The organism is Mesorhizobium sp. B2-5-13 (assembly GCF_006440535.1).
Classification (GTDB): domain Bacteria; phylum Pseudomonadota; class Alphaproteobacteria; order Rhizobiales; family Rhizobiaceae; genus Mesorhizobium; species Mesorhizobium salmacidum.
Map to the genome: position 1 here is coordinate 23,975 of NZ_VFUI01000008.1, position 13,371 is coordinate 37,345.

Genomic DNA, 13,371 nt, shown 5'->3' on the forward strand with positions numbered 1-13,371 from the left:
AAGGCCCGCAGCAATGGCAGCGGGCCTTGTGATACCTATGCTTACTGAGCTGCCGGCTCTTCGGCGTCGCCTTCGTCGGTGAAGGGCGAGGCGCTCGGCACGCACTGCACGGACCAGCCGGCGGGTGTCGGCTGCTTCTGATACTCGGTGATGGCGGCGGTACACTGTTCGCGCTTGTCGAAGGTGCTGGGCAGCACGACCATGCCGCCCTGCGGACCGGCGATTACCAGATACCAGACCAATGCTGCGGTCGTAGCCATGGAGTTTTCCTTGTCTGCCCGGCAGGGCGCTTGGTGTGGGAGTCGTCCGATGCTAACAACTCCTCGGAAATGACGAAAGCATGACCGCCGCCTTAGATCACAGTCGCGTCATGATTCTGCAGGTTTTCGGGCTGGGCGTGTTGCAGTCGCCACTCAATCGGTCGCAAAGCAATAGAACAGCCGCCGAGGCGTCGAGAACGGTACGGTCGTGATGATCCATCATGGCCGCCTCTTCAGCACCGTCAAAGGCTCGAGTTTATTCCGGTTGCCGGTAGGCGACGAAGCGGTTGTGCTTGGCCTGGAATATCAGCCCTGTCTCTTTGAGATCCGGGCTGGCCAGCGGCACGATGCGTTTGGCGATCTCGGAGGGGTGCGGCAATGTCTCGGGATCCTCACCGGGCACGGCTTGCGCGCGCATCGCGGTGCGCGTGGCGCCGGGGTCGGCGGCGTTGACACGCAGCGGCAGGCTTTGTGTCTCATGCGCCCAGGAGCGCATCATGGTCTCGACCGCCGCCTTCGATGCAGCGTAAGGCGCCCAGAAGGCGCGCGCCGAATGCGCGGCATTGGAAGACAGGATAATCGCCCGGCCGGCATCCGAAAGCCGCAGCAGCGGGTCGACGGAGCGGATCAGCCGCCAAGTCGAGGTGACATTGATGGTCATCACCTTTTCGAAGGTCTTGGCCTCGACATGGCCGATCGGCGAGATGACGCCGAGCACGCCGGCATTGGCCACGAGAATGTCGAGCTTGCCCCAGCGCTCGTTGATGGCGCCCCCTAGCCGGTCGATGCCGGCCATATCGGCGAGATCGAGCGGCACCAGCGTCGCCTGGCCGCCGGCCGCCTTGATCTGGTCGTCGAGTTCTTCCAGCCCGCCGACGGTGCGGGCAACCGCGATGACATGCGCACCGGCGGCCGCCAATTCCCTGGCGATGAAATAGCCGATGCCGCGCGAGGCACCGGTGACGACCGCAACGCGGCCGGTAAGGTCGAGGGTCATGCGATGGCTTCCGCAGATATGGCTGGAGCTAAGGACGGTCCGGCAATCCTATGCCCCATTGTTAGCCAGCAGCGACAGCGTGCGCACATTGTCGTGGCCTTCGAAGTCGAGCAGGCGGGTCGGATATTGGCCGGTGAAGCAGGCGTCGCAGAATTGCGGCTGGTCGTCGTCGCGGCCGGCCTCGCCCACGGCACGGTAGAGCCCGTCGATCGAGAGGAAGCCGAGCGAATCGACGCGGATGAACTCGGCCATCTCTTCCACCGACATGCGCGAAGCCAGCAGCTTCGACTTCTCCGGCGTGTCGACGCCGTAGAAGCACGACGCGCTGGTTGGCGGCGAGGCGATGCGCATGTGCACTTCCTTGGCGCCGGCGTCGCGCACCATCTGCACGATCTTCTGGCTGGTGGTGCCGCGAACGATCGAATCGTCGACCAGCACCACGCGCTTGCCCTCGATCATGCGGCGGTTGGCGTTGTGCTTCAGCTTGACGCCCATGTGGCGGATCGAATCGCCTGGCTGGATGAAGGTGCGGCCGACATAGTGGTTGCGGATGATGCCGAGCTCGAAGGGAATGCCCGCCGCCTGGGAAAAGCCGATCGCCGCCGGCGTGCCGGAGTCCGGCACCGGCACGACGATGTCGGCCTCGACCGGATTTTCCTGCGCCAGTTCGGCGCCGATGCGCTTGCGCACCTCATAGACGTTGCGGCCTTCGACCGAAGAGTCGGGCCGGGCGAAGTAGACATATTCGAAGATGCAGAAGCGGGTCTTCTGCGGTTCGAACGGGAACAGGCTCTCGATGCCCTTGGAAGTGACGACGACCATCTCGCCGGGTTTCAGGTCGCGCACGAAACGGGCGCCGATGATGTCGAGCGCGCAGGTCTCGGAGGCCAGGATCCAGGCGCCGTCGAGATCGCCCAGAACCAGCGGGCGGATGCCGAGCGGATCGCGGCAGCCGATCATCTTCTTGGCCGTCATCGCCACCAGCGAGAAGGCGCCCTCGACCTGACGCACCGCGTCGATGAAGCGCGAGTTGAGATCCCGTTCCTTGCTGGTCGCAACCAGGTGCAAAAGTGTCTCGGTATCGGAAGTGGAGGAGAAGATCGCGCCTTGCTGCTGCAGCGCGCGCTGCACGGTCATGGCGTTGGTGAGGTTGCCGTTATGGGCGACGGCGAAGCCGCCATCGGCCAACTCCGCGAAGAAGGGCTGGATGTTGCGCATGCCGGCGCCGCCAGTGGTGGCGTAGCGCGTGTGGCCGATGGCGCGGTTGCCTTGCAGGCTGTCGATGACGCGTTGCTTGGTGAAGGTGTCGCCGATCAGGCCGACATGGCGTTCGACATGGAACTGGGTGCCGTCATAGGAGACGATGCCGGCCGCTTCCTGGCCACGATGCTGCAGCGCATGCAGACCAAGTGTGACGATGGCTGCCGCATCCTGCCGGCCAAAGATGCCGAACACGCCGCACTCGTCATGGAAATGATCGTCAGCCTCGGCGGAAAGCACGTCGTTTGCGTCTGCCATCTTAAGCTCCGCTAAAATCGCCATATAAGGCCGTCGCGCGTCGAAAGCAACGCACTGCGTGCGGTCGTTCACATGGATCGACCGTCCGACGTCCAGTTTGGGGCCTCAGTTCGCCGGCGCAGGCTGCGGCTTGGCCGTGTTGTCGGCAGGACCGGCGTCGTTGTCGTCGGGCGCCGGCGCATTGGCGTCGTCGCCACCGGTTGGAGCATCCGCCGCCGGTGCGTCCGGCGCGGCGGGCGTCTCGGCGGCCGGCTGATTCGGATTGAGCTTCTTGAGGATGGCGTTTTCCGGGTCCTCTGGCAGCAGGCTTTCGAGCTTGGCGCCGATCTGTTCCAGCAGCGGCCGCGACTTGGCTTCCGTGACCCAGGCCGGGGCCTTGGCGCCGGCCAGCCAGTTGAAGAACAGCAGCGCCACCGCGACGACCAGGATGCCGCGCGCGGCGCCGTAGAGAAAGCCGAGCGTGCGGTCGAGCGCGCCGATGCGCGAATCAATGATCCAGTCGGCGAGCTTCATGGTGATGACCGACACGACGATCAGCGCGATGATGAAGACGACGCCGGCAGCCGCCGCCATGGCGATCTTTTCGTTGTCGATATAGGGCTTCAGGTAGGGCAGGACCGGTTTGTAGAAGAAGAAGGCGGCCGCGGCCGCCGCCGCCCACGAAACAACCGAAAGCACCTCGCGCGAAAAGCCGCGAACCATGGCGAGCATCGCCGAGACCAGGGTGAAGCCGACGAGAATTCCGTCAAGCAGCGTAATCGGCATGTCTTTGGCCCCACTCCGATCTCATTTTCACGGCTCGGCGAGCCGCGTCACTCTTCATCGTCGACACGGCTGCGCCGTGAGCCGGCTATGCGCGCCACGAGGTCGGCAAGCTCGGTGGGTTGGAAAGCGCCGGCCCCGATCCCTCCGGCAAGTTCCTCGCTGCCCAAGGGCAGAACCGCGCTACCAAAACCCAGCTTTTCGGCTTCCTTGAGGCGCTGCTGCGCATGCGCAACCGGCCTCACCGCTCCCGAAAGGCTGATTTCGCCGAAATAGACGCAATCGGCGGGAAGGGCAAGACCGGTGAGCGAGGAAACCAGTGCGGCGGCGACCGCGAGATCGGCCGCCGGCTCGCTGATGCGATAGCCGCCGGCGACGTTGAGATAGACGTCATGCTGCCCGAAACGGACACCGCAATGCGCCTCCAGCACCGCCAGCACCATCGACAACCGCGCGCCGTCCCAGCCGACCACCGCCCGGCGCGGCGTGCCGAGTGAGGAGGGTGCGACCAGCGCCTGGATCTCGACCAGAACGGGCCTGGTGCCTTCCATGCCGGCGAAAACCGCCGCTCCCGGCGATTTCGCGTGCCGTTCGCCAAGAAAAAGTTCGGACGGGTTGGAGACCTCGCGCAGACCCTTGTCCGACATTTCGAAGACGCCGATCTCGTCGGTCGGTCCGAAGCGGTTCTTCACCGTGCGCAGGATGCGGAAGTGGTGGCCGCCTTCGCCCTCGAAATAGAGTACGCCGTCGACCATGTGCTCGACCACGCGCGGACCCGCTATCTGGCCCTCCTTGGTGACATGGCCGACCAGCACGATCGCGGCGCCCGTGGATTTCGCGTAGCGGATCATTGCCTGCGCGGCGGCGCGTACCTGGGTAACCGTGCCCGGCGCCGAATCGGCAAGATCGGTCCACAGTGTCTGGATCGAATCGAGGATAACCAGATCCGGCCGCTTGCCGTCGGCGATCGTGGCGAGGATGTCCTCGACATTGGTCTCGGCCGCCAGTTCCACGGGCGCCGACGCGACGCCGAGACGCTGCGCACGCAGCCTGATCTGGGCAACGGCCTCTTCGCCCGAGACATAGACGATGCGATGACCCTTGGAGGCAAGAGCGGCCGCGGCCTGGGTGAGCAGCGTCGACTTGCCGATGCCGGGATCGCCGCCGACCAGCAGTGCCGAGCCGCGCACGAAGCCGCCGCCAGTGGCGCGGTCGAGTTCGCCGATGCCCGAGACGATGCGCGGTGCGTCCTCGATGTCGCCCGAAAGCGTGGTCAGCACCACGGCCCGGCCCTTGCGGGCATTGCGCGTGTTGGCAGGCCCCGAGCCGATGCCGCCTGACGTGCCTTCCTCGACCAGCGTGTTCCACTCGCCGCAGGCATCGCATTTGCCGGCCCAGCGCTGGTGCACCGAACCGCAATTCTGGCAGATGAACTGGACGCGGGATTTGGCCACGCTTTTACCTTCCCGCGCGCTTGCGGACGCCGCGATCCTCCGCGCCCCCTTCTGTCCTGCCGGACAGAGGGAAGCGTCGTAGGACGCCTTGCTTCCGTATTTCTGTTGCGACCGCGGGCAAGAGGCTACTCAAACCTCTCCGCGATGTGGTGCTCTTCCGCCAAATCCGAGAAGCGGGTGAATTCGCCGTGGAAGGCGAGCGTGACCGAGCCGGTCGGCCCGTGGCGCTGCTTGGCCACGATCACCTCGGCCTTGCCGCGCATCTCGTTCATGTCATTTTCCCACTTGACGTATTCCTCGGTGCCGAGCTTCGGCTCGCGGTTCTTGAGGTAATATTCCTCGCGATAGACGAAGATGACGACGTCGGCGTCCTGCTCGATCGAACCGGATTCGCGCAGGTCGGAGAGCTGCGGGCGCTTGTCGTCGCGGCTTTCGACCTGACGCGAGAGCTGCGACAGCGCGATGATCGGCACGGCCAGTTCCTTGGCCAGCGCCTTCAGGCCCGTGGTGATCTCGGTGATTTCCTGCACGCGGTTCTGCGAAGACTTGGCGGATGAGCCCTGCATCAGCTGGATATAGTCGATGACGATCAGGTCGAGGCCACGCTGGCGCTTCAGGCGACGCGCGCGGGCAGACAACTGGGCAATGGAAATACCGCCGGTCTGGTCGATGAACAGCGGGATCTTCTGCATGGTCTGCGAACAGGCGACCAGCTTTTCGAAATCCATTTCGCTGATTTCGCCGCGGCGGATCTTCGAGGAAGAGATTTCCGTCTGTTCGGAAATGATACGGGTTGCGAGCTGTTCGGACGACATTTCGAGCGAGAAAAACCCGACGACACCGCCATTGGCCGCCTTGAACGAGCCGTCGGCCTGCTGCGCCGGCTCGTACATCTCGGCAATGTTGAAGGCGATGTTGGTGGCGAGCGATGTCTTGCCCATGCCTGGACGGCCGGCGATGATGATCAGATCGGACGACTGCAGGCCGCCCATGCGGCGGTCGAGATCGCGCAAGCCGGTGGCGAGGCCCGACAGACCGCCGTCGCGCATATAGGCGGCGTTGGCCATGTCGACCGCGGTCTTGACCGCGTCGGTGAAGCTCTCGAAGCCGCCGTCATAGCGCCCGGTTTCAGCCAGCTCGAACAGGCGGCGCTCGGCGTCCTCTATCTGTTCGGAAGGCGACATGTCGACAGGTGCGTCATAGGCGATGTTGACCATGTCCTCGCCGACCGTGATCAGCGCCCGGCGCGTCGCCAAGTCATAGATGGCGCGGCCGTAATCGGTGGCGTTGACGACGGTGACGGCTTCCACCGCCAGCCGCACGACATATTGCGCCACCGTCATGTCGCCGACCTTTTCGTCGGCCGGCAGGAAGGTCTTCAGCGTGATCGGCGTCGCCGCCTTGCCCATGCGGATCAACTCGGCCGCGACGTCGAAGATCTTGCGGTGCAGGGGTTCATGGAAATGGCCGGACTTCAGGAAGTCGGACACTCGGTAGAAGGCATCGTTGTTGACGAGGATGGCGCCAAGCAGCGCCTGCTCGGCCTCGATGTTGTTGGGCGATTCGCGATAGAGCGGTTGCTCCGCGACGCCGAATTTTCGCGCTGCCTCTGCCATGATGTCCCCGATTTAGATCCCGGCCTTTCGATATCAGAACTGGACAAGTCGATGCTGACTTTTCTGCAACAGCTCGTGTCGAAGCGGCCTTGATGCTCGCGATTCACAGCCAACATTTTTCCGTGGAAAGAATCGCAATTGACTCGAATCGAGAGTTGCGAGTTTAGCGTTTCTCGAAGGAGAACAAAACAGGAAAGTGGGCGATGATTGACACCGGATTGCAGAGCGTCTTCATTTCATCTCACGCCAGCGCATCGCCCCAGTCCAGCCGCCGCGCCACCTTGAAGGCGTCGCCGTCGCGTTTGGTGAAGAGCTTTTCGTCGGCATTGCCGTCTGCCTCGCATAATTTCAGCGACACCTTGCCGGATCCTGACTTCGGTGGCGCGATCACCCGTGCGGCGGGGGAGGCAGCCGGCTGGCGCGAAGCAGCGACATAGATGAATTTCTCATCTTCCCACGGCACCTCCGCGTCCTTGGCCAGCCGGTGCAGGCGCGAGCGGGCGACGCGGCGGGCAAAGTGGCACCAGTCGGGTGGGTTGAGCGGGCAGGGTGCTTCGTGCGGGCAAGGCGCCAGCAGATGCGCGCCGGCGGCGATCAGTTGCTGGCGCACCGCCAGAATTCGCAGCCAGCCCGCCGGCGTTCCCGGCTCGACGATCAGCAACGTGTCCGTCGTGAGTTGCCATAGCCGATCGACCATTTTGGGCAAAGATGCCGGCACGATCTCGTCCAGCACATAGGCGCATGTGACGAGGTCGGCCGGTTGAAGATCGGCAAGGTCTGTCGTGACATCGCCGGCCTGCCAGATGGTCCGAGCCGCGATTGCGCCGGCCGCGAGCGTCTCGCCGATCTTGCGCACCGCGGCACTCGCCTCCAACAACGTTGCCAGTTCCAGTTCAGGCCAGAGATTGCTGGCGGCCCAAAGCACCGTACCAGGGCCGGCGCCAACGTCGAGCAAGGTCACAGGCGTGAAATCCGGCCGGGCTTCGGCGAGCGCATCGAGGCTGGCGCGGACCGCCGCGTAGGTCGCCGGCATCCGCATCGTCAGATACGCCTTGACCGCCATGTCCTGCGCCATGTGCAGGCGCCCGTCGCGCAGTTCGGCGCGGTAGCGGTCGGACAGGATTTTTGCTGCCTGCTTCAGGTCCGGCAGCGGCACCTTTTCCAAAATGCGATCGACAGCCTGTCGAAGAGTGGCCGGCAGTTCCACGGCCTATGCCCCTCTCGGTGCGAGCAGGATGATCGAGGCGCCGGCCATGCAGAGCGCCGCACCGGCAAGGTCCCAGCGATCGGGCCGCACGCCCTCGACCAGCCACAACCAGGCGAGCGAGGCAGCGATGTAGATACCGCCGTAAGCGGCATAGGCGCGGCCGGCCGCACTGATGTCGACCAATGCCAGAAGCCAGGCGAACACAAGCAGCGAGGCAAAGCCCGGCACCAGCCAGAGGGGCGACTTCTCCAGTCGCCACCACGCCCACACCGAAAAGCAGCCGGCGATCTCGGCCAGCGCCGCGGCTGTGTAGAGGAGATAGGTCATGAAAAAGGCCTCGCTTCGATCACGAGGCCCTTTTCGGGGCAGGAGCCGGCAATGGCAAGCACCAATAACGCGTCCTGACAGCGCCGTTCCTATTCCGCCACCTTGCGTCGGCGGGCGGGCTTGGCGGGCTTCTCGGCGGGAGCCGCCTCGCGGCGGCCCATATCTTCACGGTGCCCCATATCTTCACGGTGCCCCATGTCGCGCATTTCCAGAGCTTTTTCGCATTTGGCCATATAGTCGCGCGTCATCGGCAGCGTGTCGTTCGTCTTGGTGATCTGGAACTGGAAAATCACCAGATCCTGCCAACGGAAGGCGGCTTCCGAGGCGGCCAGATAGAACTCCCACATGCGGCAGAAGCGTTCGTCATAGATAGCCTTGGCCTTGTCGCGGTTGGCGGCGAAGTGCTGGCCCCAGTGCTTCAGCGTGTCGGCATAGTGGAGCCGCAGGATCTCGACGTCGGTGACCACGAGGCCGGACTTCTCGATCGCCGGCAGTACTTCGGACATTGCCGGAATGTAGCCGCCCGGGAAAATATACTTGCGGATGAAGGCGCTGGTCGCCCATGGCACGCCGGAGCGGCCGATCGTGTGCAGGAGCATGACACCATCAGGCTTCAGCAATGTTGCCGCCTTGTCGAAGAAGGTCCGGTAATGGTTGACGCCGACATGCTCGAACATGCCGACCGAGACGATGCGGTCGAAGCGTTCGTTGAGCTCGCGATAATCCTTCAGCTCGAAATGGACGTGGTTCTCCAGCCCTTGCGCATGCGCCCGGTCGGTGGCGACGCCATGCTGTTCGGTCGACAGCGTCACGCCTTGTACGTCGACGTCGAAGGCTTTGGCGAGGTAGAGGCCAAGCCCGCCCCAGCCGGAGCCGATGTCGAGCACCGTCTGGCCGGCCTTCAGCCGGAGTTTGGCGGCGATATGGCGCTTCTTGGCGGCCTGCGCCTCGTCCAGCGTCATGTCCGGTTGCTCGAAATAGGCGCAGGAATACTGCATGTCCTCATCGAGGAAGAGCCGGTAGAGCTCGCCCGACAGATCGTAGTGGCGCTGCACGTTGCGGCGCGAGCGCGAGGCGGTGTTGATCTGCTGCAGGCGGCGGAAGGCGTGGCGCAGGCCCTCGATGGCTTTCGACCAGGTTGCGTCGATGCCGCCGCTGCCCATGTTCTGGAAGGCAATGCGCATCAGTCCGAGCACGCCGCCTTCAAGAATGTCCAGCTCGCCGTCCATGTACGATTCAGGCACCGCCAGCATCGGGTCGAAGGTGATGGCGCGCTCTGCATGCCGGGTCTTGATGTGCATATGCACCGGCTCGCCGCTGCCGTCGCCGAAGATGAATGTCGAACCCTGCGGCCCGGTTACTTTGAGATTGCCCGTGCGCACCAGGCGGTCGAGAACGCGCTTCAACAGAATATTCATTGTCCGATGTCCCCTCGCGGTCAGACAGGCTGTCCTACTCTGCATCAATATATAGGGTTTCGAAAAGTTCCTTTTGGCACAAAAATGCCCGGGCGAGAGGCCCGGGCATTGGTCCAGAAATGGCTGGAAAGCCGTGGTCCGAGTGGCTCGGACCTGTGCGATCAGGCGTTTTCTTCGCCGCCTTCGAACTCGGCATTCGGATCGAAGAAGTTTTCCGGCCGCGCATTGTCGTTGATGTCGTCGCCATAAATGGCTTCGGCGGTGGTCAGCGTCTCGCCCTTGGCCTGGCGCTCGGCTTCGTCAGCCGTGCGGGCGATGTTGAGCGTGATGGTGACTTCGACTTCCGGATGCAGCGCGATCGCCACATTGGTGACGCCGATGGTCTTGATGGGCTGGTTGAGCTGGATCTGGTTGCGGTTGACCGTGAAGCCTTCCGCGGTCAGCAGGTCGGCGATGTCGCGCGTCGACACCGAACCGTAGAGCTGACCGGTTTCACCGGCCGAGCGAACGGCGATGAAGCTCTTGCCGTCGAGCTTTTCGGCAACCTCCGCGGCTTCAGACTTGCGCTCGAGGTTGCGGGCTTCGAGCTGGGCGCGCTGGCCTTCGAACTTCTTTTTGTTGGCTTCGTTGGCGCGCAACGCCTTGCCCTGCGGCAGCAGGAAGTTGCGGGCAAAACCGTCCTTGACCTTGACGGTATCGCCCATCTGGCCGAGGCGGGAGACGCGTTCGAGAAGGATGACGTCCATGATTATGTTCCTTTTGGTTGGGCGTCCGTCCACAAGGCCGACGCCGAATTCTCTGGAACAGGTCAGGAAGCAAAAAGGGCGTTGCCGCCGGTGTCGCTGTCCTGCCTGTCGCGGCAGTTAGAGGTTTTGACCTCAACTCGGGATTTGATGCTAATCGGTCATGCCCGTCATGGCCGATGATAGGAACGGGCGGCGAACCGCCCGTTCGGAAGAATTAGCGAACCACGTAGGGCAGCAGGCCGAGGAAACGGGCGCGCTTGATCGCCTTGGCGAGCTCGCGCTGCTTCTTCTGGCTGACGGCGGTGATGCGCGACGGCACGATCTTGCCGCGCTCGGAAATGTAGCGCTGCAGCAGACGCACATCCTTGTAGTCGATCTTCGGTGCGTTGGCGCCGGAGAACGGGCAGGTCTTGCGGCGGCGATGGAAAGGGCGCCGGGTCGGGATCTGGTTGATGTCGACCATTATTCTGCACCCCCTTCAAAACCTTCGCGCGGACGGCGCGGACCACGATCGCCGCCTTCGCGATCGCCGAACGAACGCGGGCCACGATCGCCGCGGTCGCCGAAGCTGCGCGCCGGACGATCGCCACGGTCGCGATCGCCGAAGCCGCCGCGCTCGGAGCGCTCTTCGCGCTTCTGCATCATGGCCGAAGGGCCTTCCTCATGCGCCTCGACCTTGATGGTCAGGAAACGCAGCACGTCCTCGGACAGACCCATCTGGCGCTCCATCTCGTTGAGCGCCGCCGGCGGGCAGGTGAGGTCCATCAGCGTGTAGTATGCCTTCCGGTTCTTGTTGACCCGGTAGGTGAGGGACTTCAGTCCCCAGTTCTCGACCCGGCCGACGGACCCGCCATTTGCTGCGATGACGCCCTTGTACTGTTCGACAAGCGCATCGACCTGCTGCTGCGAGAGGTCCTGCCGGGCAAGAAACACATGTTCGTAAAGAGCCATTATGTATCAGTGCCTTTCTTCGTTTCTCTCCCGGTTCCCGGCGGCAAAAGCCTCTGCAACTTCTCTGACCCGCGTGTGCCTCGAACGGCGCGGGGAAGAAAGGAGCATGACGAGACGGTCGAGAGCGGAGACACGGGAGGCGGAAGCGCTTCTGGCATCACACGAAGGTTCTAGAAAAAACCTCCGGCCCTCCGTTCAGCCCCCAGCTGGGACCGGCAGATTGGCGGCGTCTATACAGCAATCCGCTGATAAGGCAAGGGCAAGCGGCATCCCCGATGTCGCAGCCACCGCAAAATCAAGCTGCGGCGCGCGCAAGACCTGGCGATTTTCCCGGCAACTGGCGCTTAACCACAATGTCAGCCTGCGCCGGGTTGAGCCCCACCGTCAACGGTCGATTCATCATGCAACATGCAGAAGACCGGGCAACCGCGCATATCAAGCGGCAGGCATTTCCGGGGGTAAGGATGCTTCTCAACAGATTCTGGCGCTCGAAGAGCGGCAATTTCGCGCTTCTGATGGGGTTGGGGCTGCCAGCCATTCTGTCAGCCGTGGCCTTCGCGACCGATGTCTCGACCATGATGCGGGCGAAGAGCAACCTGCAGAACGCGCTCGATTCCGCAAACCTTGCCTCGTCGCATCTTGGCGATCTGGACATTACCCGCACCGACGCCTTCAACCGCTATTTCCAGGCAAACATCGCCGGGCATGGCGAACTCGTCAACGCGCAGGCGACGCTGACCGCCGACAAGGGCGTCAATTTCATCAAGACCAAGGCGGTCGCCTCGGCCGACGTCAATCTGAACTTCGCTTTCCTGTTTGGCCAAAGCAAGCACATCGTGGTCGATGCCTCGGCGGTCGAATCGAACAATCAGCTCGAAGTCGTGCTGGTGCTGGACAATACTGGCTCGATGCGCGGCGCCCGTATGACGGCGCTCAGGGCCGCGACCAAATCATTGCTCGATACTCTCGAATCGACAAAATCGCCGACGCGCCAGGTCCGTGCCTCACTGGTGCCATTCGTCACGGCCGTGAACGTCAATGGCGACGGGTTCGACCCGTCCTGGATCGATATGGACGGCAAATCCTCGACCAACGGCATAAATTTCCCCGTCATCGACGGCAAACGCCCGAACCACATGGCGCTGTTCAAGCAGCTCAAGGACACCGGATGGGCCGAGCCCGGATGGAACGACACGGGATGGAAGGGCTGCGTGGAGGCGCGGCCCGGCGCCTACAACATTTCCGACACGCCGCCCGATCCGACCAAGCCCGACACGCTGTTCGTTCCCTATTTTGCGCCGGATGATCCCGGAGATGCGCAGATGCCGTCCAGCACCTATGGCAATGAGGCAAAATACTACAACAATTCTTATCTCGCCGACACCGGCGACACGATCAAGCTGGACAAACAGAAAGGCAACAACCGGCTCGGCATCGACTTCAGCGGCCTCGGCAGCGATCCCGACAAAGCCACCAAGGAAAAAGTCGCCAAATATGTGGCGCCAGACAAGGAACTTATCACCGAGACAGGAACTTCCATCACCGTTGGCCCGAACCGTTCCTGCCCGACCCCTGTCGTTCCCTTGACCGAAGATTTCGACAAGCTGCGCAAGGCGGCAAGCCAGATGACCGAGTGGAACGGCTCGGGCACCAACGTGTCGGAGGGCCTGTCGTGGGGCATGCGTGTGCTGTCGCCCGCTCCGCCTTATACCGACGGGGCGCCGTGGAAGACGCCTGGCATCAGCAAAATCGTGCTGTTGCTCACCGACGGTGAGAATGTCGTCTATGGTGCTAGCGAACAGCCGACGAAATCCGACTACACATCCTATGGCTATCTGGCGGGTGGCCGCTTCGGGTCGGATAACCAGGCCACGGCGGCCCGCAATGTCGACGGCTGGACCAAGAGCGTCTGCACGCAGTTGAAGAACGAGGGCGTGCAAATCTATACTCTGGTGCTGCAATCCGACACGCCCGCCAACCGCACGCTTTACAGCGCCTGCGCTTCCGACCCGAGCAACTATTATGCCGTCAATGACCCGACCAAACTGCCGGACGTGTTCCTGCAGATCGCCAACAAGTTCTCGAAGCTGCAATTGACGAATTGAACCGATGGCC

13 protein-coding genes are annotated in these 13,371 nt (G+C 63.2%); 1 reads left to right on the forward strand and 12 read right to left on the reverse strand.

The window, feature by feature from the left end; all coding sequences use genetic code 11:
- Positions 1–41 precede the first annotated feature (41 nt).
- From FJ434_RS15280 to rpsF, 12 genes are all read right to left on the reverse strand, one after another.
- On the reverse strand, positions 42–260 hold the full coding sequence (locus tag FJ434_RS15280) for a hypothetical protein (protein ID WP_015318519.1): 219 nt from the start codon (positions 258–260) through the stop codon (positions 42–44).
- Between the two features lie 256 nt (positions 261–516).
- Positions 517–1,257, reverse strand: a complete 741-nt coding sequence (locus tag FJ434_RS15285) for an SDR family NAD(P)-dependent oxidoreductase (RefSeq protein ID WP_140509832.1) — start codon at positions 1,255–1,257, stop codon at positions 517–519.
- Positions 1,258–1,305: 48 nt separating this feature from the next.
- The gene (gene purF, locus FJ434_RS15290; protein WP_140749363.1) at positions 1,306–2,775 is read right to left on the reverse strand and encodes an amidophosphoribosyltransferase; all 1,470 of its coding nucleotides are present in this window, start codon (positions 2,773–2,775) and stop codon (positions 1,306–1,308) included.
- A gap of 105 nt (positions 2,776–2,880) precedes the next feature.
- Complete coding sequence (locus tag FJ434_RS15295) at positions 2,881–3,540, reverse strand: CvpA family protein (protein ID WP_140509835.1); 660 nt, start codon at positions 3,538–3,540, stop codon at positions 2,881–2,883.
- 47 nt (positions 3,541–3,587) lie between these two features.
- Positions 3,588–4,991 carry a DNA repair protein RadA gene (gene radA, locus FJ434_RS15300; protein ID WP_027144129.1) on the reverse strand — a complete coding sequence of 468 codons (1,404 nt, stop codon included), beginning with the start codon at positions 4,989–4,991 and terminating at the stop codon, positions 3,588–3,590.
- A 125-nt stretch (positions 4,992–5,116) separates the two neighbouring features.
- On the reverse strand, positions 5,117–6,607 hold the full coding sequence (locus FJ434_RS15305) for a replicative DNA helicase (protein WP_027144128.1): 1,491 nt from the start codon (positions 6,605–6,607) through the stop codon (positions 5,117–5,119).
- Between the two features lie 241 nt (positions 6,608–6,848).
- Positions 6,849–7,814 (reverse strand): small ribosomal subunit Rsm22 family protein, encoded by a 966-nt coding sequence (locus FJ434_RS15310; RefSeq protein ID WP_140749360.1) that lies wholly within the window; start codon positions 7,812–7,814, stop codon positions 6,849–6,851.
- 3 nt (positions 7,815–7,817) lie between these two features.
- Positions 7,818–8,141, reverse strand: a complete 324-nt coding sequence (locus tag FJ434_RS15315; protein ID WP_140749357.1) for a YnfA family protein — start codon at positions 8,139–8,141, stop codon at positions 7,818–7,820.
- 89 nt (positions 8,142–8,230) lie between these two features.
- Entirely contained in the window at positions 8,231–9,559 is a 1,329-nt protein-coding gene (locus tag FJ434_RS15320; protein WP_140749354.1) for a cyclopropane-fatty-acyl-phospholipid synthase family protein, read from the reverse strand.
- 161 nt (positions 9,560–9,720) lie between these two features.
- Positions 9,721–10,305, reverse strand: coding sequence for a 50S ribosomal protein L9 (rplI, locus tag FJ434_RS15325; protein ID WP_015318509.1), 585 nt, complete (start codon positions 10,303–10,305; stop codon positions 9,721–9,723).
- Between the two features lie 214 nt (positions 10,306–10,519).
- Entirely contained in the window at positions 10,520–10,768 is a 249-nt protein-coding gene (gene rpsR, locus FJ434_RS15330; protein ID WP_006203718.1) for a 30S ribosomal protein S18, read from the reverse strand.
- Entirely contained in the window at positions 10,768–11,256 is a 489-nt protein-coding gene (gene rpsF / locus FJ434_RS15335; protein WP_027144123.1) for a 30S ribosomal protein S6, read from the reverse strand. The genes rpsR and rpsF overlap by 1 nt, the downstream gene beginning before the upstream one ends.
- Before the next feature lie 464 nt (positions 11,257–11,720).
- Here rpsF and FJ434_RS15340 point away from each other — a divergent pair, with 464 nt between their 5' ends.
- On the forward strand, positions 11,721–13,361 hold the full coding sequence (locus FJ434_RS15340; protein ID WP_140749351.1) for a pilus assembly protein: 1,641 nt from the start codon (positions 11,721–11,723) through the stop codon (positions 13,359–13,361).
- The last annotated feature ends 10 nt before the right edge of the window (positions 13,362–13,371 follow it).

What these genes read in the sequence shown, in the direction of transcription:
- FJ434_RS15280 (WP_015318519.1), bottom strand. Translation starts at nt 260, where the DNA reads ATGGCTACGACCGCAGCATTGGTCTGGTATCTGGTAATCGCCGGTCCG.
- FJ434_RS15285 (WP_140509832.1), bottom strand. Translation starts at nt 1,257, where the DNA reads ATGACCCTCGACCTTACCGGCCGCGTTGCGGTCGTCACCGGTGCCTCG.
- purF (WP_140749363.1), bottom strand. Translation starts at nt 2,775, where the DNA reads ATGGCAGACGCAAACGACGTGCTTTCCGCCGAGGCTGACGATCATTTC.
- FJ434_RS15295 (WP_140509835.1), bottom strand. Translation starts at nt 3,540, where the DNA reads ATGCCGATTACGCTGCTTGACGGAATTCTCGTCGGCTTCACCCTGGTC.
- FJ434_RS15305 (WP_027144128.1), bottom strand. Translation starts at nt 6,607, where the DNA reads ATGGCAGAGGCAGCGCGAAAATTCGGCGTCGCGGAGCAACCGCTCTAT.
- FJ434_RS15315 (WP_140749357.1), bottom strand. Translation starts at nt 8,141, where the DNA reads ATGACCTATCTCCTCTACACAGCCGCGGCGCTGGCCGAGATCGCCGGC.
- FJ434_RS15320 (WP_140749354.1), bottom strand. Translation starts at nt 9,559, where the DNA reads ATGAATATTCTGTTGAAGCGCGTTCTCGACCGCCTGGTGCGCACGGGC.
- rplI (WP_015318509.1), bottom strand. Translation starts at nt 10,305, where the DNA reads ATGGACGTCATCCTTCTCGAACGCGTCTCCCGCCTCGGCCAGATGGGC.
- rpsR (WP_006203718.1), bottom strand. Translation starts at nt 10,768, where the DNA reads ATGGTCGACATCAACCAGATCCCGACCCGGCGCCCTTTCCATCGCCGC.
- rpsF (WP_027144123.1), bottom strand. Translation starts at nt 11,256, where the DNA reads ATGGCTCTTTACGAACATGTGTTTCTTGCCCGGCAGGACCTCTCGCAG.
- FJ434_RS15340 (WP_140749351.1), top strand. Translation starts at nt 11,721, where the DNA reads ATGCTTCTCAACAGATTCTGGCGCTCGAAGAGCGGCAATTTCGCGCTT.